Raw genomic sequence first — 22485 nt, 5'->3', positions numbered from 1 at the left:
CCGGTTCCGGTCCCCGTCGGCCCACCTTAACCGCTGGAGGTCACGGAGCGGCACCCTCCAGGTGCACGCTGCGCACGGGCGGAGGCGTAGAGGCACACTGCGGCGGCGGTGGCCAGGTTGAGGCTCTCGGCCCGGCCGTGGATCGGGACGCCGACCACGTCGTCCGCCAGCGCCCGGGTCGCCTCGGGCAGGCCCCACGCCTCGTTGCCGAACATCCAGGCGGTGGGGCCGCTCAGGGTGCCGGCGTCGAGTTCCGCGTCCAGGTCGCGGTCTCCGGCTCCGTCGGCGGCGAGCACCCGCACCCCGGCGGCGCGCAGACCGGCGACCGCCTCGGGCGCGGGGACGCCGACGGCGACGGGCAGGTGGAAGAGGGAGCCGACGGAGGCGCGTACGGCCTTGGGGTTGTAGACGTCGACGGAGGCGTCGGTGAGGACGACCGCGTCGGCGCCGGCCGCGTCGGCGCAGCGCAGGACGGTCCCGGCGTTGCCGGGGTCGCGCACGTGGGCGAGGAGGGCGACCAGCCGGGGGCGGGCGGCCAGCACGTCCGCGAACGGCCGGTCCAGGAAGCGGCACACGCCCACCAGGCCCTGCGGGGTCACGGTCCGGGCCAGGGAGGCCAGGGTGTCCTCGGGGGTCAGGTGGAGGCGCGCGCCGGCCGTGCGGGCCGCGTCCACGATGTCGCCGTGCCGGCCGGCGGCCTCCTCGGTGGCGAAGAGCTCGGTGAGTACGGGTTCGCCGTCCATCCGGTGGGCAGCCGCCTCCCGCACGGCCTGCGGGCCCTCTGCGAGGAACCGGCGGTCCCTGCCGCGCAGACTGCGGCGGGCGAGCCGGCGGGCGGCGGCGATCCGGGTCGCGGACGGGGGGATCACGGGTGTCTTCGTCTCCGGGGATTCGCGGGCGCTTCTGGTGCGAGGGCGGGGCCGGACAGCAGCGGACCCGCAGGCCGGGGGTCTGCGGGTCCGGTGGCGTCGGCGGCGACGCTCAGGCCGTGGTTCAGGCGGCCTTCGGGGCGTTGACGTCGCTGGGGAGGGCCTTCTGGGCGACCTCGACCAGCGCGGCGAACGCGGCGGTGTCGTTGACCGCGAGGTCGGCGAGGATCTTGCGGTCCACCTCGACGTTGGCGGCCTTCAGACCCTGGATGAAGCGGTTGTAGGTCATGCCGTTGGCGCGGGCCGCGGCGTTGATCCGCTGGATCCACAGCTGACGGAAGTCGCCCTTGCGCTTCTTGCGGTCGTTGTAGTTGTAGACGAACGAGTGGGTGACCTGCTCCTTCGCCTTGCGGTACAGGCGGGAGCGCTGGCCGCGGTAGCCGCTGGCCTGCTCGAGGATCGCCCGGCGCTTCTTGTGGGCGTTGACTGCCCGCTTGACGCGTGCCACTGGTGTGTCTCCTTGGAGGCGGGGCCGTGGCGGTGTTCACACGGCCCGGATGGAAAAGGGTCCCGGTCGAGCGGGGATTACTTACCGAGAAGCTTCTTGATCTTCTTGGCGTCGGCCGGAGCCATCTCCTGGGTGCCCGCGAGGCGGCGCGTCAGCGTGGACGGCTTGTGCTCGAGGTAGTGGCGGCGGCCGGCCCGCTGGCGCAACACCTTGCCGGAGCCCGTGACCTTGAAGCGCTTGCGGGCACCACTGTGCGTCTTGTTCTTCGGCATGTCGCCGTCTTCTCCTCGTCGGTGGCGCCTGACGTGCCCGTTTCCGGGCAGCCGGAAGCGCCGGTCGGTTCGGTTGCTTGGTCCTGGGCGTGCGCCCGGGAGGGCTCACGCCTCGGCGGGCTCCTCGGCAGGGCTGCTGTCCTGCTGGCGGCCGGCCTTGCGTGCGGCCTGCGCCTCGCGGGCTTCGGCCATCGCCTCGGTCTTCTTCTTGTGCGGACCGAGAACCATGATCATGTTACGGCCGTCCTGCTTGGGGTTGGACTCCACGAAGCCCAGCTCCTGGACGTCGTCCGCGAGGCGCTGCAGGAGCCGGTATCCCAGTTCGGGGCGGCTCTGCTCGCGACCGCGGAACATGATCGTGATCTTGACCTTGTCCCCCTGCTTGAGGAACCGGACGACATGACCCTTCTTGGTGTCGTAGTCGTGCGGATCGATCTTCGGCCGGAGCTTCATCTCCTTGATGACCGTGTGCGCCTGGTTCTTGCGCGCTTCACGGGCCTTCATGGCCGACTCGTACTTGAACTTTCCGTAGTCCATGAGCTTGCACACGGGCGGGCGGGCGTTGGCCGCCACCTCGACGAGGTCGAGGTCGTACTCCGTGGCGAGCTCCAGGGCCTTGGCAAGCGGCACGATGCCGACCTGCTCGCCACTGGGACCGACGAGTCGCACCTCGGGGACACGAATCCGGTCGTTGATGCGGGGCTCGGCGCTGATGGGGCCTCCTCGGGTGCACCACACGGCCATCTGGCGAACGGCCGCGCAAGAGTTAAGTTGAGTTCTCGACCCCCGCGCCCTGACGTGCGAAACGCCCCGGACGGGACACAGGCGGGGCTCCACGGAAGGGGAGCACCGCCGCGTTTCACCGCGGGGCGCAGCCTGACCGTTGACCCGAGGTCCCGGGGGGACCACAGGGTGGGAGAACGGAGCCTCCACTTGCGGGCCGGAGTCGGTCCTCGGTGGCGGTCTTCCGCTGCGAGGGTCCGGACGTCCGGCCGGTCGGTTCTCGAGCATACCAGGGTTCGGCGGACGAGGTCGCACGCCTACCCTGGGCACCATGAGCGACGCCGCTGACGACCAGCACCAGAACCAGCCGGAGGCCTTGCAGGGCGAGCAGCCCGTCGGCTTCGACACCATGACCCGCGACATCGCGGACGTGCCCGCCGTGGAGGTGATCACGACCGTGGCCGTGCACCTGATGAGCTCGGCGGCGGTCAAGTGCGGGCTGGCCGAGGAGGGCGACGCGCACAAGGACCTGGACGAGGCGCGCAAGCTGATCCACGCGCTGGCCGGTCTCGTCACGGCGAGCGCGACCGAGATCGGTTCCTACCACGCCGCGCCGCTGCGGGACGGGCTGAAGTCGCTCCAGCTGGCGTTCCGCGAGGCGTCCGTGGTGCCGGACGAGCCGGGGCAGGGGCCGGGCGAGAAGTTCACCGGGCCCGTGATCGGCTGAAGCCGGCCGACGGTCCCACCACGCCGGGACCGCGGCGGCGAGGACTCCGGGGGTGCCTCTCAGGCGCGCACGTCGTCGCCCGGCAGCAGACCCTCCCGGTGGCCCACTTCGTCCTGCGGGTGCGTCAGGCGATGGACGAGCGCCGCCAGCGCCCCGCCGGCCAGCGGAGCCACCAGGAACAACCACACCTGGGTCAGCGCGGCGCCGCCCGCGAACAGCGCGGGCGCCAGGCTGCGCGCCGGGTTGACCGAGGCGCCGGTCAGCGGGATGCCGATCAGGTGCACCGCGGCGAGCGCCAGTCCGATCGGTACGCCGTCGACGCCGGTCACCGCGAGCCGGTGGGTGACCGACAGCCACACGTAGACCAGCAGGAACGTCAGCACGATCTCCGTGACGAGGGCGCCGAAGGTGTTGAGCTGGACGGCCGAGCGGTCGCCGAAGCCGTTGGTGCCGAAGCGTTCGCCGATCTCCAGGTCGGGGATCTGGTGGGCGACCAGGAACAGCAGCAGGGCGCCCAGAATCGCGCCGACGAGCTGCGCGACCCAGTACCGCACCGCGGTGGTCACGTCGATGCGGCGGGCCACCAGCATGCCCAGGGTGACGGCAGGGTTGAGGTTGGCACCCGAGAGGGAGCCCAGGGCGTAGGCGAGCGCCAGCATGGTCAGACCGAAGGTGAGGGCGATGCCAAGGGTGCCGATGTACTCGCCGGCCACGACGGCGGCGCCGACGCCGAAGAAGACCAGCAGGCCGGTTCCCAGGCATTCGGCGACCAGCGGCCGCGTGTCCGTCACGGTCAGGGTCTCCGCCCGCATGACGCCTCCCGTCGGGGACGATCGAAGATCGCGATGTGTCCCCGAGTGTCGGTCCGGCCGGCGCGGCACGCATGTGCAGCGCGCCAAGCGGGTGGCGCGTCCGTCGGCGGCCGTCCGCCGCCGTTCCGGTGTCCGCCGTCACCTCCGGTAGAGGGCGTTCTCGGGGAAGCCGCTGCCGGCCGGGAGGACCGCCAGGTCCAGCCCTCGTACCAGTGCGGCGCGCAGCGTCTCGTCGGCGGCCAGTGCGGTGGCCATCCGGCGTGCCGCGGCAGCGGGGTCGGCGTCCGGGGCGAGAGCCACGGCGAGCGTGCCGTCGGTGTCGCCGCGGGGCGGCAGCAGGTACGCGCCGTGAACCGCCTGCTCGGCGGCGAGCACCCGGCGCAGGGCGTCGGCGACGTCCGCGTCGTCGAGGGGCCGGGGGCGGTCGGCGCCGCCCGCCGCGAGTCCGCGCAGCGCGGCGCCCGTCAGTTCGTACGGGACCGGGCCGGCGAGGTCCAGTACCACGGTGTCGGCGCCCTCGTGGGCGGCCGCGAGCAGCGCCTGGCGGAGCGGGACGGCGACCGGACGGGCGTCGGGCTGCCAGCGCGCCAGGGTCTCGCTGGAGGTGAAGGCCGGCAGGGCACGACGGCCGCCGGGGGCGTTCAGGGTGGGGACGGCCATGTCGCTGGACTTGTCGCGGCGCAGTCCGTCCGTGCCGGTCTCCGCCTCACCCAGAACGGCGACGACGGGCACCAGCAGCCGCGCGCCGCGCAGTGCGTCCAGCAGCGCGTCCTCCCGCGCGGGGTCCTGCCGCCAGGCGGCGAGGGCGTCGGCGAGGACCGGGTCGGCCCGGCCGTCGTCACCGGAGAAGCCGGGATCGGGAATGTTCTTGAGCGCCACGGACACGAGGCTAACCGGACGGGGTCAGCGGGTCCGGCTCCGGGCACCCCGCTGGAGGGCGACGGCCCCCGCGATGAGGAGCGCGCCGCAGGCGGCGCCGGTCAGCGCGAGCCAATCGAAGCCGCCCGAGGTGTCGTCCGGCCCGGCGCCGAAGTAGCGCTCGGGGTAGGGCTGCACGCCCTTCTCGAGGGACTGCGGCCGGACGGTGGCGCCCATCTCGATGGCCGCGGCAGCGTCGACGACGCCGGTGCCGAGCGCGTCGCTGCGGCCGCCCGGCGGCGTGTTCTGCGCGGTGTCCGCGAGGAGTTGCCTGACCTGGGCGGGCGTGAGGTCGGGATGGGCGGCGGTGACGAGGGCGGCGGCGCCGGAGACGAAGGCCGCAGCGACGCTGGTCCCCCAGCCCTCGTAGTAGAGGCGGTCGGGTTCGGTGATGATCACGTCGTCGCCGGGTGCGGCCACGGTGGCGTACCAGCGGCGGGTGGAGAAGTCGGCCCGGCGGCCGTTCTCATCGACGGCGGTGACGGCGATCACGCCGGGGTAGGCGGCCGGGTAGGAGACGTGGTCGCCGTCCTTGCCGTCGTTGCCGGCGGAGGCGACGACCACGACGCCCTTGCGCAGCGCGTAGCGGACGGCGGCGTCCTGCTGCGGGTCGGGGTGCGCGGAGTCGCTGTCGTCGCCGAGGGAGAGGTTGATGACGTCCGCGCCGTTGTCCGCGGCCCAGCGGATGCCCTCGGCCAGGGCGTCGCCGCGGGTGCGGCGGGCCTCGTCGCGGGCGGCGTCGTCCTCTTCCAGCAGTACCCGCACCGGCAGGATCTTCGCGCCGGGCGCGACGCCCAGCACTCCGTGCGCGTCGCCCGTGTCGTGGCCGTGGCCGGCGATGACGCCGGCCATCGCGGTACCGTGGCGCGCCCAGGCGGGGTCGCCGCGCTGCGCGCCGAAGCCGACGAGGTCCTTCCCCTCCAGCACCGAGCCGGTGAGATCGGGGTGGGTGGCATCGACGCCCGTGTCGAGGACGGCCACGGTGACGCCCTCGCCCCGGGTGGTCTCCCAGGCCTCGCGGACGTTGACGGTGGCCAGGCCCCACTGTCGGTCCTGGAGCCCCTCCCCGGCCGCGTGCGCTGTGTCGGAGGTGAGTGGCACGGCCACTAGGGCGACGGCCGCCAGCAGCGCCGCGGCGCGGCGGACCGCCGCTGTGCCCGTGACGGCACCGCCGGCGGTGCCGGAGGAGGCGCCGGAGGGAGTGTCGGCTGTCGGGGGCCCGGCGAGGCGGTCCATTCAGTTCTCTTCCTTCGCGGACTCGGGCAGCCGGGCGCGCAGCGCCTGCTCGATGCGGTCGGCCAGGCCCCGGGCGTCGTGACCGAGACCCGCCTGGGCCGGCGCAGAGGTCGCCTCCGGGTCGACGGCGTCGTCGGCGGGACGCGGCTCGGCCACGGGACGGCCGTCGGCGAACCCGGACACGGCAAAGACGATCACCGGCGCCCCGGTGAGCACGCGGACCGTCCAGCTGGCGCGCTGTGCGTCGCCGAAGCTGGCAGCGACCGTGCCGCGGGGCGGGAACGTGCGGGGCATCAGGTCGGTGCGCTCCGCGAGCCCCTCCTCCTCGAAGCGGGCCCGGAGGGCGCGCATCCCGGTCCGGTCGGCTTCGGTGAAGACCAGGCCGACGGTGACGACGCTGGTGCTGGTCTCGTCCGCGTAGGTGGCCCGGACGAGCCGCCGACAGCCCACGGGTGAGACCGCCTTGGCGAGCAGGGGGTCGAAGGCCTGCCGGCAGGGGCCGTCGGGGGCCACCGCGAGCCGGGTCCACCGGCGGTCGGCGCCACCGGGGCCGGCGCCCTCGCCGTCGACGGTGCGGGGGAAGAGCCCGTCGACGGGGACGTTGCGCCACAGGCCGCGGGCCTCGTCGAAGACGGCCTGCGCCGCGGACGGTCCGGCCTCGGCGTCGTCGGCGAGGAGGGTGCCGGCGGTGGTGCCGCCCAGCAGGCCGACGCCCAGCACCAGGCAGGCGGCCGCCGCGACGGTGCGCATCGGGAGGCGCCGTGGCTCCTCGTCGCGGATGGGTCGCAGCCGGAAGGTGGGCGGACCGGCGATGTCGTCGTCGAACAGCGGCGCCGCCGGCGCGGGGCGCGGCGGGTGGGCGGGCCGGGGCGGCGGGGCTCCGGCGGACGGTGGGGGCGGCGTCGCCGGGACGGCCGGCCGGCGCGGGGGGCGTGGCGGCGGAACCGGCGCGGCGGGCGTGCCCGGAGACGCATTCCCCGCGGTGCCCGTGTGGGTCGTGGCCGTCCTCGCGGCGGCGCCGGGACGGCTCGCGTCACGTGGCGCGGTGCGGGGGGCGACGCGGGTGGTGGGCTCGTCCTCGGGGATCGGCTCAGCGCCGGGCGACGGCCGCCCGCCCTTCCCCGCCGGATCGTTCCACCGCGCCTCCCGCGCCGGATCTCCGGGCGCGGGAGGTGCGGTCCGTGGGCGCGGTGGGACGGTGGGCCGGGGAGGTGCGGCGGGCGGCAGCGGCACGTGCGGGTTGCGGGGGCGACCGGCCTCCGAGCTCATGCGCGCCCTCCCGCGGCCATGGCGGCGCGCACGCCTGCGCGCGACCGGATGACGTGTGACGTGGTGTTCTGCCGAACGGCACTCCGGCGCTGGTGCGACGCGGTGTGCGCCGTCACTCTACGGTGCCTCCCGGTACCCCCGGCAACCCGCGGTGCGGGGTGTGCTGCGGGCACGGACTCTGGCAAGCTGCCCGCGTGTTCGATACGTCCGTGCCGCTCGCCGACGTCCGTGCCCGCTACGACCGTGCCACGGCGGACCTCGAGGCGCCGCTGGCCGTCGTGGACCTGGACGCCTTCGACGCCAACGCCGCCGATCTGGAGCGCCGGGCCGGGGGCCTGCCGTTGCGGGTGGCGAGCAAGTCGGTGCGCTGCCGGGCCCTGCTGGAGCGGGTGCTGGCCCGTGACGGCTTCTCCGGGGTGATGGCGTTCACACTGGCGGAGGCGCTGTGGCTGGCCCGTTCGGGCTTCGACGACGTGCTGCTGGCGTACCCGTCCGCGGACCGCGGCGGCTTCGCCGCACTGGCCTCCGACCCGGCCCTGGCCGCCGCGGTGACGGTGATGGTGGACGACCCGGCGCAGCTGGACCTGATCGACGCGGCCCGCTCCGGCGGACGTGAACGGGTGCGGGTCTGTCTGGAACTCGACACGTCGCTGCGGCTGTTGGGCGGGAGGCTGCGCGTCGGGGCGCGCCGTTCCCCGCTGCACTCCCCCACCGTGCTGACGGAGGCGGCCCGTACGGTGCTGCGCCGCCCAGGGTTCGCCCTGGTGGGGCTGATGGGGTACGAGGGCCATGTGGCGGGCGTGGGGGACGCCGTGCCCGGGCGCCCGCTGCGCAGCAGGGGCATACGGCTGATGCAGGCGACCGCTCGGCGGGAGCTGGCCCGGCGCCGCGCAGAGGCGGTCCGGGCGGTGCGGGCGGTCGCCCCCGGTCTGGAGTTCGTCAACGGCGGCGGCACCGGCAGCGTGCAGCACACCGCGGCGGAGCCCGCGGTGACGGAGGTCGCCGCGGGATCCGGACTCTTCACCCCGCGCCTCTTCGACTCCTACACCTCCTTCACCGGCCGCCCGGCGGCACTGTTCGCGCTGCCGGTGGTGCGGCGGCCCGGTGCCGGCGTGGCGACCGTCCTCGGGGGCGGCTACCCGGCCTCCGGCGCGGCGGGAACGGACCGACTGCCGCAGCCGTACCTGCCCGGCGGGCTGCACTACGACCCGATGGAGGGCGCGGGAGAGGTGCAGACCCCGCTGCTGGGAACGGCGGCGGACGACCTGCGGATCGGGGACCGGGTGTGGTTCCGCCACGCGAAGGCGGGCGAGCTGTGCGAACGCTTCGACACCCTGCACCTGATCGAGGGCGACCGGGTGACCGCGACCGTCCCCACCTACCGGGGCGAGGGCCGGACCTTCCTCTGAGCCCCCGCGCGGCTGTTCCGTCTCCGACGTCGTGTCAGATCGACTCGTTGCTGTCGTCGTCGACGACCGAGCCCTGCTCCACGCCTTCGAGTAGTTCGTCGAGGACGTCCGTCGAGGGGGCCTCGTCGTGTATGTCCAGGCCGGCCCGCAGGACGAGCATCTGCCCGCTGCCGTCCGGGTGCGGGAAGGCCACCGACTCCACGTAGGCGTCCGGGTCCTCTTTGTTGTCGATCTTCCAGCGGACGAGGTAGCCCTCCTGGCCGGCGACCTCGACCGCCTCGGAGGCGACCTCCTCGTGCGAGGTGATGCCGCCGTAGTAGTCCGCGCCGTAGGAGGAGTCGGCGTTGGCCTCGATGTCGGCCTTGGCGACGGTCTCCGGGTCGCCGTCCTCCGGGGTGACGTACACGGCCGCACCGGCCCGTACGCAGCGCTCCCGCTTCAGCGGGCAGCTGTAGGAGGTGGTGTTGACGGCGGCGCCGTAGGTGCCGTCGACCCGGGTCCAGCCGGACGGCAGCGGCAGCTTGACGCCGCTCGCGAGCGGCAGGCGCTCCTCACCCGGTGCCGGCGTGGACCCGTCGTCGTCCGGTCCGGTGCTCTCCTCAGTCGCCGGGGGCCCGGTGGACGCGGACGGCGCGGGACCGGCGGCACGCCCGCCCTCGTCCCCGCCGACGAGCACAGCGCCCACGACGATCGCCAGGACCACGGCGACGGCCGCGACGATGCCCGCCGCCAGAGGCCCCTTGGGCTTGCCCCGGGGGTACGGCGGCGGGAAACCCCCGGGGGCGCCGTGCTGTTGCGCGGAGCCGCCCTGCGGCGGGTATCCGGGCGGCACGGGGCCGGCGGAGGCGGCGCGGCGGTGTTCCGTCCACGTCGCGCCGTCCCACCAGCGCTCCGGGGCGGGGCCGAAACCTGTGTGCCCTGGGTCTGGGTACCAGCCGGGCGGAGTCGTCGTGCTCACCCTCAGCACACTAGGGCAACACCTGTGCGAACCGAACCGCCGTGCGGTACCGGTGCCGTCACAACGGTGTCACATACGCGCCGGAGATCCCGCCGTCGACGAGGAAGTCGGTGGCGTTGACGAACGAGGAGTCGTCGCTGGCGAGGAAGGCCACCGCGGCGGCGATCTCCTCGGTCTCGGCGAACCGTCCCACGGGCACGTGCACCAGTCGGCGCTGCGCCCGCTCCGGGTCCTTCGCGAACAGCTCGCGCAGCAGCGGGGTGTTGACGGGCCCGGGGCACAGCGCGTTGACCCGGATGCCCTCCCGGGCGAACTGCACGCCCAGTTCCCGGGACATGGCCAGCACGCCGCCCTTGGACGCGGTGTAGCTGATCTGCGAGGTGGCGGCGCCCATCACGGCGACGAACGACGCGGTGTTGATGATCGACCCGCGTCCCTGCCGCCGCATGTAGGGCAGCGCCGCGCGGCAGCACAGGTAGACGGAGGTGAGGTTGGTCTGCTGCACCCGCTGCCAGGCGTCGAGGCCGGTGGTGAGGATGGAGTCGTCGTCCGGCGGCGAGATGCCCGCGTTGTTGAAGGCCACGTCGACCGAGCCGTACCGCTCGTACGCGGCGGCGAACAGCGCCTCGACGGCGGCCTCGTCGGTGACGTCCGTCTCGACGAAGAGCCCGCCGGTCTCCTCGGCGGCGGCCCTGCCGCGTTCGGAGTCCAGGTCGGCGCACACCACGTGCGCGCCCTCGGAGGCCAGTCGGCGCACCGCGGCGAGTCCGATGCCGCTGCCCGCTCCGGTGACGACGGCGGTGCGGCCGACCAGCCTGCGGCAGACGGGCGCCTGCGCGGTGCCGGCGGGGGTCGTGGCTTCGGTCACGTGAGCTCCTCGGTGTTCAGGAAGACGTTCTTGGTCTCGGTGAAGGCCTCCAGCGCGCCGGGGCCGAGTTCGCGGCCGAGCCCGGAGAGCCGGTAGCCGCCGAAGGGGGTGGAGTAGCGCACGCTGCTGTGCGAGTTGACCGAGAGGTTCCCGGCGGCGACGCCGCGCGAGACGCGCAGCGCGCGCCCGAGGTCGCGGGTCCACACCGAGCCGGACAGGCCGTACGGCGTGGCGTTGGCGAGCCGGATCGCGTCCGCCTCGTCGTCGAAGGGCAGCACTACGGCGACCGGTCCGAAGATCTCCTCGGTCGCGGTCCGGTCGGTCTCGCCGGCCTCCAGCACGGTCGCCGGGTACCAGAATCCGGGGCCTTCGGGGGCCTCGCCGCGGATGAGGGCGGGCGCGTCGCGCGGGACGTAGGAGGCGACGCGGTCGCGTTGCGCCGCGGAGATCAGCGGGCCCATCTGTGTGGCGGGGTCGGCGGGGTCGCCGACAGTGAAGCCCTTCACCTCGGGCTCGAGGAGTTCGAGGAAGCGGTCGTAGACGCTGCGCTGGACGAGGATGCGGCTGCGGGCACAGCAGTCCTGGCCGGTGTTGTCCAGGAACGAGCCGGGGGCGGCGGAGGCGGCGCGTTCGACATCCGCGTCGGCGAAGACGATGTTGGGGCTCTTGCCCCCGAGCTCCAGGGTCACCGGTTTGACCTGGGCCGCGCACGCGGCCATCACACTCCTGCCGACCTCGATGGAGCCGGTGAAGACGACCTTGGCGACGTCCCGGTGGCGCACCAGCGCCGCTCCGGCGACCTCGCCCGCACCGGGGACGACCTGGAAAAGGTGCTCGGGCAGCCCAGCCTCCAGGGCGAGTTCGGCCAGGCGGAGAGCGGTGAGCGGCGTCGCCTCGGCAGGTTTGAGGAGGACGGCGTTCCCGGCGGCCAGGGCGGGGGCGGTGCCCCAGGCAGCGACGGGCATGGGGAAGTTCCACGGGGCGATGACGGCGACGACGCCGAGGGGTTCGGCGAAGGTGACGTTCACGCCGCCGTCGACCGGGATCTGACTGCCGGTCAGGCGCTCCACGCCGCCCGCCGCGTAGTCGAGGAGATCGCGTACGTTGCCCGCCTCCCAGCGGGCGTTGCCCACTGGGTGCCCGGCCTCGCGCACCTCCAGGCGCGCCAGCTCCTCGAGGTGCTGGTCGACCACCGCGGCGAAGCGGCGCAGCAGGCGGGCGCGGTCGGCGGGGGCGAGGGCCACCCAGCGGCACTGGGCGGCCCTCGCGCGCCGCACCGCCTCGTTGATTCCGGTCTCCGTGGTCGCGGGGACCGTCGCGACGCGTTCCCCGGTCGCCGGGTCGAGGACGTGGTGTTCGGCGGCCGCGGGCCGGCCGGCCCGGCGGTCGTCCTGGTCGTTCGGCTGCAAGTGGTGCCTCACATGCGTTCGAAGGAGCGGAAGCGTTCCCAGTCGGTCACGGCTGCGTCGTACGCCTGGAGTTCGACGCGGGCCGCGTTGGCGTAGTGCCGGACGACGTCGTCGCCGAAGGCGTCACGGGCGAGGGCGCTGCCCTCCCACAGTCCGGCGGCTTCGCGGAGGGTCGCGGGCACGTGGTCGGCGTCCCCGGTGTAGGCGTTCCCGGTGCAGGCGGGGGCGAGTTCGAGGCCCTCTTCCACCCCGTGCAGTCCGGCGGCGATCATCCCGGCGACGGCCAGGTAGGGGTTGACGTCACCGCCGGGCACCCGGTTCTCCATGCGGTGCGAGCCGCCGTGGCCGACGACCCGGTAGGCGCAGGTGCGGTTGTCCGGGCCCCAGGCGACGGCGGTGGGGGCGAAGGAGCCGGGCTGGAAGCGCTTGTAGGAGTTGATGTTGGGGGCGTAGAGGAAGGTGAACTCGCGCAGTGCCGCGAGCTGGCCCGCGAGGAAGCGCCGCATCACCTCGGACATGCCGTCGGGCCGGTCGTCGTCAGCGAGTACCGGAGAGCCGTCGGCCTCCCGCAGGGACAGGTGGATGTGGCAGGAGTTGCCCTCCCGCTCGTCGTACTTGGCCATGAAGGTGAGCGCCCGGCCCTCCTGGGCGGCGATCTCCTTGGCTCCGGTCTTGTACACGACGTGCTGGTCGCAGGTGGTGAGGGCGTCGGTGTAGCGGAAGGCGATCTCGTGCTGGCCGAGGTTGCACTCGCCCTTGGCGGACTCGACGGTCATGCCGGCCGCGCCCATCTCGTTGCGGATGCGGCGCAGCAGCGGCTCCACCCGTCCGGTGCCGAGCACGGAGTAGTCCACGTTGTACTGGTTGGCAGGGGTCAGGCCGCGGTAGGCGCTGTTCCAGGCTTCCTCGTAGGTGTCCTGGAAGACCATGAACTCCAGCTCGGTGCCGACGTGCGCGGTCCAGCCGCGTTCGGCGAGCCGGTCGAGCTGACGGCGCAGGATCTGCCGCGGCGAGGCGGTCACGGGGGCGCCGTCGTGCCAGGCCAGGTCGGCGGTGATCATGGCGGTGCCGGGGTTCCAAGGGACGCGGCGCAGGGTGCCGTGGTCGCCGTGCATGGCGAAGTCGCCGTAGCCGCGCTCCCAGGAGGACATCTCGAAGCCGTCGACAGTGTTCATTTCGGCGTCCACGGCCAGCAGGTAGTTGCAGCCCTCGGTGCCGTGGTCGAGCACCTCGTCGAGGAAGAAGCCTGCGGCGAAGCGCTTGCCCTGGAGTCTTCCCTGCATGTCAGTGAAGGCGAGGACCACGGTGTCGATCCGGCCCTCCTGGACGAGCCATCGCAGCTCGTCCACGGAGAGCGGGGGCGTGGGGTCTGCCACGGTAGGGCCTCCTGCCGTCTCGCCTGGGTCGTCCGGGCTTCTTAAGGTAGGACACGAGACCATTGCTGGGGAAGTGGGGACGATGAAGGATTCGGTGAGCGGGCCGGGCGCCGGAATCGCGCGCACGGGAGATCCACTGGCGCCGGTACTGCGCCCTGTGCGGGCGGGCAACGGCTTCGAGGAGGCGCTGGAGCAGATACTCCAGGTCCTGCGGCTCGGCCTGATTCCCGCCGGTGGGCGGCTCCCGGCCGAACGCGAACTCGCCGAACGACTGGGGGTGAGCCGGGTGACGCTGCGCGAGGCGCTGCGCGTACTCACCGACGAGGGCCTGGTGGAGAGCCGCCGCGGACGGTACGGCGGCACGTTCGTCTGCGAGCCGCCGGAGGGCGGCGGACCGCCGGCCGCGCTGGACGCGGCGGGCCTGGAGGACGCGCTGCGGTTCCGGGAGGTCCTGGAGGCGGGCGCCGCCGAGCTGGTCGCCGCACGGGGGCTGACCGGCGAGGACGAACGACGGCTCCGGGCGGCGCTGAACGCCACCCGGGACGCCGCACTCGGCGACTACCGGCGGCAGGACACCCTGCTGCACCTCACCCTGGTCGAACTCGCCGGCTCGGCCACCCTGACCGCGCAGTACGCGGCGGCCCGCGCCACGCTCAACGACCTGCTGGGCCGCATCCCGCTGCTGGTGCGCAACCTGGAGCACGCCCAGCAGCAGCACACCGCGCTGGTCGAGGCGGTCGCCGCGGGCGACCCGGAGGCCGCCCGCGCCGTCGCCCGCGAGCACTGCGCCGGCACCGCCGCCCTGCTCCGCGGATTCCTGCTGTAGCAGCCCGAGGCGGCAGCCGCGAGCCGTTCGGCGAGCCGGACTGTGGCAGGTGTTGCGTCACGGGTCTTGCGCGGGGACCGGGACGGCGCAATGGTATGGGGTCACACCAATGACGTCGTACGCACGCGGGAGATGCTCATGGCCGAGGACACCGGACTGCGCGGCCGGGGCGCCGGCTCCCCCGCGCCGGCCTCCGAGAGGGCGTATCTGCAACGCCGCACCCTGCGCCGGGGCAGTGCAGGATGGCTGCTGCTCACCGGGCTGGGCGTGGCCTACGTGGTCTCCGGTGACTACGCCGGCTGGAACTTCGGCCTGGCCGAGGGCGGCTTCGGCGGACTCGCCGTCGCCACCGTGCTGATGGGCCTGATGTACGCCTGCATGGTGTTCTCGCTGGCCGAGCTGTCCTCGATCCTGCCCACCGCCGGGGGCGGTTACGGCTTCGCCCGCCGGGCCCTGGGCACCTGGGGCGGGTTCCTGACCGGCACGGCCATCCTCATCGAGTACGTCCTGGCGCCGGCCGCCATCTCGGTGTTCATCGGCGGCTACGTCGAGTCCCTGGGTCTGTTCGGCCTGGAGTCGGGCTGGCCGGTGTACCTGGCGTGCTTCGTGCTGTTCACGGGCGTGCACCTGTGGGGCGTGGGCGAGGCGCTGCGGTTCAGCTTCGTGGTCACGGGCATCGCGGTCGCCGCGCTGCTGGTGTTCTGCGTCGGGGCGCTCACCCACTTCGACGGCGGGTCGCTGAACGACATAGCCGTGGACTCCTCCGCCTTCGGCTCCGGGTCGTGGCTGCCGTACGGGCTGCTCGGCATCTGGGCGGCGTTCCCGTTCGGCATGTGGTTCTTCCTGGGCGTGGAGGGTGTGCCGCTGGCGGCGGAGGAGGCGAAGGACCCGGAGCGGACGCTGCCGCGGGCGATGGCGGCTGCCATCGGCATCCTGGTGCTGCTGGCGCTGCTCACGCTGCTGCCCGCCGCCGGGGCGGCGGGGTCGGAGGCCATCAAGGACGCCGACAACCCGCTGGTCGCGGCGCTGGAGACGGCGACCGGCGGCGACCCCACGACGCTCAGCCGGATCGTCAACTACGCGGGCCTGGCGGGCCTGGTGGCGTCGTTCTTCTCGCTGATCTACGCCGGCTCGCGGCAGCTGTTCGCCCTGTCCCGGGCGGGCTACCTGCCCCGCTTCCTGTCATTGACCAGCCGCCGCAAGGCCCCCTACCTGGGCCTCATCGTGCCCGCGGCCATCGGCTTCGGGCTGGCGGCGGCCACCGGCGACGGGGCGCGCATGCTGAACATCGCCGTGTTCGGCGCGGCGGTCTCCTACGTGCTGATGTCGCTCTCGCACATCGTGCTGCGCCGCCGGGAGCCGGGCCTGCACCGGCCGTACCGCACGCCGGGCGGCGTGTGGACCTCCTCGGTCGCCTTCGTGCTGGCGTGCTCCGCGGTGGTGGCAACGTTCCTCGTCGACCCGACGGCCGCGGGGATCGCACTGATCCTGTACGTCGTGGCGGTGGGCTACTTCGCCTTCTACAGTCGGCACCGGCTGGTGGCGGGCGCGCCCGAGGAGGAGTTCGCCGCCCTGGCCGAAGCAGAGGCCGAGCTGGAAAAGGGATAGTCGGACACATGGCACCTCCGCTGATCGGTGTGAGCACCTACCTGGAACCGGAAGCACGGTGGGGTGTGTGGCAGCTGCCCGCCGCCCTGCTGCCGGCCGGGTACCACCAGCTGGTGCAGGCCGCCGGCGGACTGGCCGCGCTGCTCCCCCCGGACTCCGGCCCGCACGCGGCCGACGCCGCCGTGGCCCGTCTGGACGGCCTGGTCGTCGCGGGCGGCCCCGACGTCGAGCCCCTCCGGTACGGCGCGGAGCCCGACCCGCGGACCGGTCCCCCGGCCCGGGAGCGCGACGCGTGGGAGCTGGCGCTGATCGACGCCGCGCTGGAGTGCGGGGTACCCCTGCTCGGCATCTGCCGGGGCATGCAACTGCTCAACGTCGCCTGCGGGGGCACTCTCGTCCAGCACCTGGACGGTCACGCCGGGGAGCCGGGGGTGTTCGGCACGCACGCCGTCACGCCCGTTGCCAGCACCCGGCTCGCCCGCGCCCTGGAGGGCCCGGTCGTCGTGCCCACCTACCACCACCAGGCGGTACGGCGGCTCGGCTCCGGCCTCGTGGCATGCGCACACGCCGAGGACGGCACCGTGGAGGCGGTGGAGATGCCCGGCGCCCCCGCCTGGACTCTGGGCGTGCAGTGGCACCCGGAAGCGGCAGGGACCGACCTGCGGGTGATGCGGGCCCTGGTGAAGGAGGCCGCCTGCCGGCAGGAACGGCAGGCCGGGCTCGCGTGGCGGGACCGGCCCGAGCGGCAGACGCAGCGCTGACGGCCGCGCTGCCGGGCCCCGCCGGCGCGCGGTGCGTGCGGGGGCGACGGTCCGGCCCCGCACTCCGTCAGCCAAGGGCCTCGCGCACGGCGCCGGCCAGCACTTCGGGCGCCTCGGTCAGCGACGGTCCGTACCAGGTGAGATACCGTCCGTCGACCAGCGCCGCGGGCAGCCCGGGGAAGGCCTCCGGCCCGTCGTCGGCGGCGAACGCGTACGGCTCGTCGGGCAGCACGACGAGGTCGGCGGCCCGGGGGTCGGCCAGCTCGGGCAGCGGGACCCGCGGGTAGCGCTCGGGGTGGCGGGCGTAGCGGTTGCGTACCCCGAGGTGCGCGAGGACCGCCCCGGCGAAGGTGTCCCGGCCCAGCACCATCCACGGCCGGCGCCACACGGGCACCACCGCCACCGCGTCGAACTCGGCGCGCACGTCCGCCCACGCCGCCTCCGCCTCGTCCAGCCACGCGGGACGGGGCAGGCCGCAGCCGTCGACCAGGGCGCGGTGCAGTTCACCGAACGCCTCCGGCACGCTCCGGACCTCGGTGACCAGCACGGCGATCCCGGCGGCCCGCAGCGCCTCGAGGTCGGCGGGGCGGTTCTCCTCCTCGTTGGCCAGCACCAGGTCGGGTTCCAGCGCGGCGATCCGCTCCAGGTCCGGGTTCTTGGTGCCGCGCACCCGCGCGACATCCAGCCCGGCGGGGTGAGCGCACCAGTCGGTGGCGCCGACCAGCAGGTCCGGGCCGGACACCGCCACCGCCTCCGTCAGCGAGGGGACCAGCGAGACGACGCGCCGTACGGCGGCGGGGGGAGTCATGAAGGCACGGTAGCCGAGGGTGCGGGTCCGCCCCGTTGTCGGAGGCATGCGGCATCATCGGGACGTGACCACACCACGGCTGATGCTCCTCGACACCGCTTCGCTGTACTTCCGGGCCTACTTCGGGGTTCCGGACTCGGTCCGCGCCCCGGACGGCACGCCGGTGAACGCGGTGCGCGGTCTGCTGGACTTCATCGCCCGGCTGGTGCAGGACCACCGGCCGGACGAACTGGTCGCCTGCATGGACTTCGACTGGCGCCCGCAGTGGCGGGTGGACCTCATCCCCTCCTACAAGGCGCACCGCGTCCTGGAGGAGACGGAGGCGGGCAGCCCCGACACCGAGCAAGTGCCGGACACCCTCTCCCCGCAGGTCCCGGTGATCGACGACGTGCTGGACGCGCTGGGCATCGCCCGGATCGGCGCGGACGGGTACGAGGCGGACGACGTGATCGGCACCCTGACCGCCCGCGCCGCCGGGCCAGTGGACATCGTCACCGGCGACCGCGACCTCTTCCAGCTGATCGACGACGCGCGCGGGGTGCGCGTGCTCTACCCGGTCAAGGGCATGGGCAACCTCGCCGCGTTCGACGAGGCGGCCCTGCGGGAGAAGTACGGCGTGGACGGACCGGGGTACGCCGCCCTGGCGACGCTGCGCGGGGACCCGAGCGACGGCCTTCCCGGAGTGCCCGGCATCGGGGAGAAGACCGCCGCGAAGCTGCTGACGGCCTACGGCGACCTGGCCGGCATCGAGGCCGCCGCCGCGGACCCGAAGTCGAAGATCACCCCGGCGCAGCGCCGCAGACTCCAGGAGGCCGCGCCGTATCTGGCGGTGGCGCCGAAGGTGGTCCGGGTCGCGGACGACGTGCCGCTGCGCGGCTTCGACGCCACCCTGCCGGACGAGCCGCACGACGCGACGGCACTGCTCGCCCTGGACGAGCGCTGGGGGCTGCGCAGTTCACTCAACCGAGTGCTGTACGCGCTCCAGCGGTGAGGGGCGGGCCGGTCACGGTTCCAGCGGCCCGCGCGGGCACTGCCACGTCCGTACCGTGACCGGGTTGCAGCGCACCGGGCCCTCCCCGCGCGGAAGTTCGGCGACGTAGTCGGAGCCGTAGCGCGCGGCGAGCCCGGGCACGGGGAAGTCCGTGCTGACCATCTGCGCCCCGGAGGACAGGGCGTCCCGCAGCATGCCGTCCTCTCCGCTGGTCGCCTGGTCGAGCGGCACGTCCGAGCGGGTCCGCACGAAGTAGCCCCGCCGCACCAGGTCGCGGATGACGGCCTTGTTGCCCCCGGTCGGGTCGTTGACCTTCATGAACGCGGCGTCCGCCCGCCCCGGTTCGGAGTCGGTGAACAGCACCCGGCCCTGGAGGCTCTCGCGCCCACCCGCCCGGTAGGCGTCCTGGAGCTCCTGGTCGTCGTTGTCCATCAGGAACATCACCTTGCCGCGCACCGCGGACAGCCGGGGCCAGCCCTGCGTGAGGACGGACTCCTCCAGGGTCTCGCCGCGGTGCCGGACGTCGTCGGGGGTCACGGTAGTGCGGTCGGGGAAGACCCGGCGGATCGCGGCGTCCAGCGCGTCGAGCATGGCCGTGTCCCACGGCGGACTGACCGCTCCGCCGCGTTCCTCCAGCCGCGGGTCGGTCTGCTTCAGCTCCAGGAGAACCGGGACGGTGACGTGCTGCGGGTGGCGCTGCGACCACTCCTTCACCTGCGTGAGGCAGCCGGTGAGGGTGATGCACGAGGTGCGGTAGTCGAAGTCCGCCCAGTGCAGGACCTTGAAGCCGGGCTCGTGCCAGGCCGGATCCTCCGGCAGCGGCAGACCGGCGGCCTTGCGGATCAGCGGGTCCGCGTACAGGCCGCCCTCCGGGTCGGGGAAGACGTCGAGCTCGATGCCGCGCACCCGTTGGCGGGCGAACTGCTGCGGCAGCGAGGCGTGGCTGTAGAGCAGCGTGCGGAAGTTCGGGTCGTTCGCCTCCATGACCTTCTGCTCGGCGAACGACACCTCACGGTGGTAGCTGTTGTGCGTGGCCATGGTCTGAATCTGATTGAGCCGCAGGTCGTGCCCGTGCCGGTCGTCGTCGGGGCGTGCCTGCGCCGCCGAGGTGAGCGTCGCCACGGCGGCGACGGCGACCGCGGCGGCGAGCCATCGGCGGAACCTGTTCCCGGGCACGTTCCTGACGGGGTGTCTGCGCACTGCTCGCCTCCGGTGGGAGCGGGACGGACGGGACGAAGACAACATGCCGCCGGCCCGGCGGGCGGTCAACCGCGCCTGCCGGGCCGGTGGTCGAACGGACGTGAAACGTCAGCCGACGGACGTGTACGCGACGACGCCGCGCAGCATGGCCTCGATCGCGCGCCGCGCGTTCTTCGCCACCGTGCCGCCCTCGGGCGCCGCCGCGGCGAGCTGCCCGAGGACGTCGAGGACCTGCTTGCACCAGCGCACGAAGTCGCCTGCGGGCATGTCGGTCTCGCGCAGCACCGCGTCCAGACCGTGCCCGTCCGCCCATTGGTGGGCCGCCCACGCGAAGCCCAGGTCCGGTTCGCGCTGGCCGACGCCCTCGGTCGCGCTGACGCCGTGCTGCTCCTCCAGCGCGTCGAGCCGACCCCAGATGCGTACCATCTCGCCCAGTGCGGCCTTCACCCGGCCGCCGCCCGGCAGCTGTGGCGGCATGGCGTCGTCGGCCGCCCGCGACTCGTACACCAGGGCGGACACGCAGGCGGCGAGCTCGGCGGGTGGCAGGCCCTCCCACACGCCCTCGCGCAGGCACTCCGAGGCCAGCAGGTCCAGCTCGCCGTACAGCCGGGCCAGCCGCCTCCCGTCGTCGGTGACCTGGTCGCCGTGCAGGTAGTCCAGCTCCGACAGCAGGGCGTAGACCCGGTCGAAGGTGCGGGCGATGGTGTTCGTGCGCCCCTCGATGCGCCGCTCGAGCTGGCGGGTGTCGCGGCGCAGCCGGTGGTACCGCTCCGCCCACCGGGCGTGGTCCTCGCGCTCGTCGCATCCGTGGCAGGGGTGGCGGCGCAGGTCGGCCCGCAGCCGGGCGATCTGCTCGTCGTCGGCCGCCCCCGAGCGCTGACGACGGTGCCGCTGCGGCTCGTAGTGGCCGGCCTTGGTGCGCAGCGCGGACGCCAGGTCGCGCCGCGACTGCGGGCTGCGCGCGTTGAACGACTTCGGCACCCGCATCCGTTCCAGCGGCTCCACGGGGACCGGGAAGTCGAGCGCGGCCAGTCGTTTGACCTGCCGCTGCGCGGTGAGCACCAGCGGGCGGGGCCCGTCGTACTGCTCGAAGCCGCGCCGGTGGCCGGGGCTTCGCCCGGCGCCCGTGCCCGGGTCCAGCACCAGCGCGAGGCCGGCGAACTTGCCGGTGGGCACGTGGATGATGTCCCCGGCCTTCAGCTTCTCCAGAGCGGCCGCGGCCTGGGCGCGGCGCTGCGCGGCGCCCTGCTTGGCCAGCTCCGTCTCGCGGTCCTTCAGCTCGCGGCGCAGCCGCGCGTACTCGTCGAAGTCGCCGAGGTGGCAGGTCATCGAGGCGCGGTAGCCCTCCAGGCCCTCCTCGTTGCGCTGCACCTGGCGGGAGATGCCGACGACGGAGCGGTCCGCCTGGAACTGGGCGAAGGAGGTCTCGAGCAGTTCCCGGGAGCGGTGCCGGCCGAACTGCGAGACCAGGTTGACCGCCATGTTGTAGGACGGCTTGAACGACGACCGCAGCGGGTACGTGCGCGCGCCCGCGAGCCCTGCCAGGGCGCCGGGGTCCATGCCGCGCTGCCACAGCACCACGGCGTGCCCCTCCACGTCGATGCCGCGCCGACCCGCACGTCCGGTGAGCTGGGTGAACTCGCCGGGGGTGATGTCGGCGTGCTGCTCACCGTTCCACTTGACCAGCTTCTCCAGCACCACCGACCGGGCCGGCATGTTGATGCCCAGCGCCAGGGTCTCGGTGGCGAAGACGGCCTTCACCAGCCCGCGGACGAACAGTTCCTCGACGACCTCCTTGAAGGTCGGCAGCATGCCCGCGTGGTGGGCGGCGACGCCGCGTTCCAGGCCCTCCAGCCACTCGAAGTAGCCCAGGACGTGCAGGTCCTCGTCGGGGATGTCCGCAGTGCGCTCCTCGACGAGTTCCCGGACCCGGGTGCGCTCGGCCGGACCGTTGAGCCGGAGCCCGGCCGCGAGGCACTGCTGGACGGCGGCCTGGCAGCCGGCCCGGCTGAAGATGAACGTGATCGCCGGGAGGAGGCCCTGTGCGTCGAGGCGGTCGATGACCTCGGGCCGGCTCGGCGTCCAGATCCGGGCACGCTGCCGCCGCTCGCGCTCCCGGTCGGCCTCCCGCTTGGGACGGCCGTTGCGGCGGCGGTCGCGGTTGGAGAGGGGGCGGCTGTTCTCCATCCGCGCCATCCGCACCAGGTCCGGGTTGACCTCCTTGCGGTCGCCCTTCTCCTCGAACAGGTCGTACATCTTCCGCCCGGCGAGGACGTGCTGCCACAGCGGGACGGGGCGGTGCTCGGAGACGATCACCCGGGTGTCGCCGCGCACGGTGTCCAGCCAGTCGCCGAACTCCTCGGCGTTCGACACCGTCGCGGAGAGCGACACCAGTGTCACCGACTCGGGCAGGTGAATGATCACTTCCTCCCACACGGCGCCGCGGAAGCGGTCGGAGAGGTAGTGGACCTCGTCCATCACGACGTAGCCGAGGCCGAGCAGGGCGCGCGAGCCCGCGTAGAGCATGTTGCGCAGGACCTCGGTGGTCATCACGATCACGGGTGCGTCGCCGTTGACGCTGTTGTCGCCGGTGAGCAGGCCGACCTGCTCCGGCCCGTAGCGCGCGGCGAGATCGTTGTACTTCTGGTTGGACAGCGCCTTGATCGGCGTGGTGTAGAAGCACTTGCGGCCCTGCGTGAGGGCCAGGTGGACGGCGAACTCGCCGACGATCGTCTTGCCGGAGCCGGTCGGCGCCGCGACCAGCACTCCCTTGCCGGCTTCGAGGGCTTGGCACGCCTCGATCTGGAAGTCGTCCAGTCCGAAGTCGTACAGGTCACGGAACGGGGCGAGAGCGGTGGCTTGCTCCTCGGCCCGCTTGCGGGCCGCGGCGTACCGCTCTGCGGGGGACAGATCCTCGGTCATCGTGCTCCCGAGCCT

General features: G+C 73.7%; 21 protein-coding genes. 6 read left to right on the top strand and 15 right to left on the bottom strand.

The window, feature by feature from the left end; all coding sequences use genetic code 11:
• Positions 1 to 26: 26 nt before the first annotated feature.
• The 4 genes from E4198_RS23735 to infC form a co-directional block, all read right to left on the bottom strand.
• Positions 27 to 869: an RNA methyltransferase gene (locus E4198_RS23735; protein ID WP_136184949.1), complete on the bottom strand. Its 843-nt coding sequence runs from the start codon at positions 867 to 869 to the stop codon at positions 27 to 29.
• Positions 870 to 993: 124 nt separating this feature from the next.
• Positions 994 to 1377 (bottom strand): 50S ribosomal protein L20, encoded by a 384-nt coding sequence (gene rplT / locus E4198_RS23730; RefSeq protein ID WP_136184948.1) that lies wholly within the window; start codon positions 1375 to 1377, stop codon positions 994 to 996.
• Between the two features lie 77 nt (positions 1378 to 1454).
• On the bottom strand, positions 1455 to 1649 hold the full coding sequence (gene rpmI, locus E4198_RS23725; RefSeq protein ID WP_027762709.1) for a 50S ribosomal protein L35: 195 nt from the start codon (positions 1647 to 1649) through the stop codon (positions 1455 to 1457).
• Positions 1650 to 1754: 105 nt separating this feature from the next.
• Positions 1755 to 2387, bottom strand: a complete 633-nt coding sequence (gene infC, locus E4198_RS23720; protein WP_027762710.1) for a translation initiation factor IF-3 — start codon at positions 2385 to 2387, stop codon at positions 1755 to 1757.
• A gap of 394 nt (positions 2388 to 2781) precedes the next feature.
• Between infC and E4198_RS23715 the strand changes: the two genes are divergently transcribed.
• Complete coding sequence (locus E4198_RS23715) at positions 2782 to 3099, top strand: DUF1844 domain-containing protein (protein WP_247597979.1); 318 nt, start codon at positions 2782 to 2784, stop codon at positions 3097 to 3099.
• A 59-nt stretch (positions 3100 to 3158) separates the two neighbouring features.
• Here E4198_RS23715 and E4198_RS23710 read toward each other — a convergent pair whose 3' ends face one another.
• The 4 genes from E4198_RS23710 to E4198_RS23695 form a co-directional block, all read right to left on the bottom strand.
• A complete protein-coding gene (locus E4198_RS23710; protein ID WP_136184947.1) occupies positions 3159 to 3911 on the bottom strand; it encodes an MIP family channel protein in 753 nt (250 codons plus the stop codon).
• A 138-nt stretch (positions 3912 to 4049) separates the two neighbouring features.
• Positions 4050 to 4790, bottom strand: a complete 741-nt coding sequence (locus tag E4198_RS23705) for an SseB family protein (RefSeq protein WP_136184946.1) — start codon at positions 4788 to 4790, stop codon at positions 4050 to 4052.
• A gap of 24 nt (positions 4791 to 4814) precedes the next feature.
• Positions 4815 to 6065 (bottom strand): type VII secretion-associated serine protease mycosin, encoded by a 1251-nt coding sequence (gene mycP, locus E4198_RS23700; RefSeq protein ID WP_136184945.1) that lies wholly within the window; start codon positions 6063 to 6065, stop codon positions 4815 to 4817.
• Positions 6066 to 6815, bottom strand: a complete 750-nt coding sequence (locus E4198_RS23695; RefSeq protein WP_136184944.1) for a hypothetical protein — start codon at positions 6813 to 6815, stop codon at positions 6066 to 6068. It abuts the gene before it with no gap.
• Positions 6816 to 7528: 713 nt separating this feature from the next.
• Here E4198_RS23695 and E4198_RS23690 point away from each other — a divergent pair.
• Positions 7529 to 8743, top strand: coding sequence for an amino acid deaminase/aldolase (locus tag E4198_RS23690; RefSeq protein ID WP_210732889.1), 1215 nt, complete (start codon positions 7529 to 7531; stop codon positions 8741 to 8743).
• Between the two features lie 34 nt (positions 8744 to 8777).
• On the opposite strand, the gene E4198_RS23685 is transcribed toward E4198_RS23690, so the two are convergent.
• The 4 genes from E4198_RS23685 to E4198_RS23670 are packed head-to-tail and all read right to left on the bottom strand — an operon-like array spanning position 8778 to position 13354.
• Positions 8778 to 9701, bottom strand: a complete 924-nt coding sequence (locus tag E4198_RS23685; RefSeq protein WP_168711495.1) for a DUF2510 domain-containing protein — start codon at positions 9699 to 9701, stop codon at positions 8778 to 8780.
• Positions 9702 to 9759: 58 nt separating this feature from the next.
• On the bottom strand, positions 9760 to 10569 hold the full coding sequence (locus tag E4198_RS23680; RefSeq protein WP_136184942.1) for a 3-oxoacyl-ACP reductase: 810 nt from the start codon (positions 10567 to 10569) through the stop codon (positions 9760 to 9762).
• Positions 10566 to 11978 carry an aldehyde dehydrogenase family protein gene (locus E4198_RS23675; protein ID WP_136184941.1) on the bottom strand — a complete coding sequence of 471 codons (1413 nt, stop codon included), beginning with the start codon at positions 11976 to 11978 and terminating at the stop codon, positions 10566 to 10568. The genes E4198_RS23680 and E4198_RS23675 overlap by 4 nt, the downstream gene beginning before the upstream one ends.
• A gap of 8 nt (positions 11979 to 11986) precedes the next feature.
• A complete protein-coding gene (locus tag E4198_RS23670; RefSeq protein WP_136184940.1) occupies positions 11987 to 13354 on the bottom strand; it encodes a glutamine synthetase family protein in 1368 nt (455 codons plus the stop codon).
• Positions 13355 to 13436: 82 nt separating this feature from the next.
• Here E4198_RS23670 and E4198_RS23665 point away from each other — a divergent pair, with 82 nt between their 5' ends.
• The 3 genes from E4198_RS23665 to E4198_RS23655 all read left to right on the top strand — a co-directional run bounded on the left by E4198_RS23665 (position 13437) and on the right by E4198_RS23655 (position 16549).
• Positions 13437 to 14180, top strand: coding sequence for an FCD domain-containing protein (locus E4198_RS23665; protein ID WP_136184939.1), 744 nt, complete (start codon positions 13437 to 13439; stop codon positions 14178 to 14180).
• 138 nt (positions 14181 to 14318) lie between these two features.
• The gene (eat, locus tag E4198_RS23660) at positions 14319 to 15788 is read left to right on the top strand and encodes an ethanolamine permease (RefSeq protein ID WP_136184938.1); all 1470 of its coding nucleotides are present in this window, start codon (positions 14319 to 14321) and stop codon (positions 15786 to 15788) included.
• A gap of 8 nt (positions 15789 to 15796) precedes the next feature.
• Positions 15797 to 16549, top strand: coding sequence for a gamma-glutamyl-gamma-aminobutyrate hydrolase family protein (locus tag E4198_RS23655; RefSeq protein ID WP_136184937.1), 753 nt, complete (start codon positions 15797 to 15799; stop codon positions 16547 to 16549).
• A gap of 67 nt (positions 16550 to 16616) precedes the next feature.
• On the opposite strand, the gene E4198_RS23650 is transcribed toward E4198_RS23655, so the two are convergent.
• The gene (locus tag E4198_RS23650; RefSeq protein WP_136184936.1) at positions 16617 to 17357 is read right to left on the bottom strand and encodes a helical backbone metal receptor; all 741 of its coding nucleotides are present in this window, start codon (positions 17355 to 17357) and stop codon (positions 16617 to 16619) included.
• Between the two features lie 82 nt (positions 17358 to 17439).
• Between E4198_RS23650 and E4198_RS23645 the strand changes: the two genes are divergently transcribed.
• Positions 17440 to 18348 (top strand): 5'-3' exonuclease, encoded by a 909-nt coding sequence (locus E4198_RS23645; RefSeq protein ID WP_136185587.1) that lies wholly within the window; start codon positions 17440 to 17442, stop codon positions 18346 to 18348.
• Between the two features lie 12 nt (positions 18349 to 18360).
• Here the strand turns inward: E4198_RS23645 and E4198_RS23640 are convergent, their stop codons facing one another.
• A complete protein-coding gene (locus E4198_RS23640; protein WP_247597818.1) occupies positions 18361 to 19524 on the bottom strand; it encodes a phosphatidylinositol-specific phospholipase C1-like protein in 1164 nt (387 codons plus the stop codon).
• Between the two features lie 132 nt (positions 19525 to 19656).
• The gene (locus E4198_RS23635; protein WP_136184934.1) at positions 19657 to 22470 is read right to left on the bottom strand and encodes a DEAD/DEAH box helicase; all 2814 of its coding nucleotides are present in this window, start codon (positions 22468 to 22470) and stop codon (positions 19657 to 19659) included.
• Positions 22471 to 22485: the final 15 nt, after the last annotated feature.

Source organism: Streptomyces sp. RKND-216, from assembly GCF_004795255.1.
Lineage (GTDB): Bacteria > Actinomycetota > Actinomycetes > Streptomycetales > Streptomycetaceae > Streptomyces > Streptomyces hazeniae.
Note: the sequence above shows the minus strand (reverse complement) of the source record. Positions and strands in the feature narration are given on the sequence as shown.

Coding starts and splice junctions, on each gene's coding strand:
- E4198_RS23635 (WP_136184934.1), bottom strand. CDS start 22,470: ATGACCGAGGATCTGTCCCCCGCAGAGCGGTACGCCGCGGCCCGCAAG.
- E4198_RS23655 (WP_136184937.1), top strand. CDS start 15,797: ATGGCACCTCCGCTGATCGGTGTGAGCACCTACCTGGAACCGGAAGCA.
- eat (WP_136184938.1), top strand. CDS start 14,319: ATGGCCGAGGACACCGGACTGCGCGGCCGGGGCGCCGGCTCCCCCGCG.
- E4198_RS23645 (WP_136185587.1), top strand. CDS start 17,440: ATGCTCCTCGACACCGCTTCGCTGTACTTCCGGGCCTACTTCGGGGTT.
- E4198_RS23695 (WP_136184944.1), bottom strand. CDS start 6,815: ATGCGCACCGTCGCGGCGGCCGCCTGCCTGGTGCTGGGCGTCGGCCTG.
- rpmI (WP_027762709.1), bottom strand. CDS start 1,649: ATGCCGAAGAACAAGACGCACAGTGGTGCCCGCAAGCGCTTCAAGGTC.
- E4198_RS23665 (WP_136184939.1), top strand. CDS start 13,437: ATGAAGGATTCGGTGAGCGGGCCGGGCGCCGGAATCGCGCGCACGGGA.
- E4198_RS23650 (WP_136184936.1), bottom strand. CDS start 17,357: ATGACTCCCCCCGCCGCCGTACGGCGCGTCGTCTCGCTGGTCCCCTCG.
- E4198_RS23710 (WP_136184947.1), bottom strand. CDS start 3,911: ATGCGGGCGGAGACCCTGACCGTGACGGACACGCGGCCGCTGGTCGCC.
- E4198_RS23715 (WP_247597979.1), top strand. CDS start 2,782: ATGACCCGCGACATCGCGGACGTGCCCGCCGTGGAGGTGATCACGACC.
- mycP (WP_136184945.1), bottom strand. CDS start 6,065: ATGGACCGCCTCGCCGGGCCCCCGACAGCCGACACTCCCTCCGGCGCC.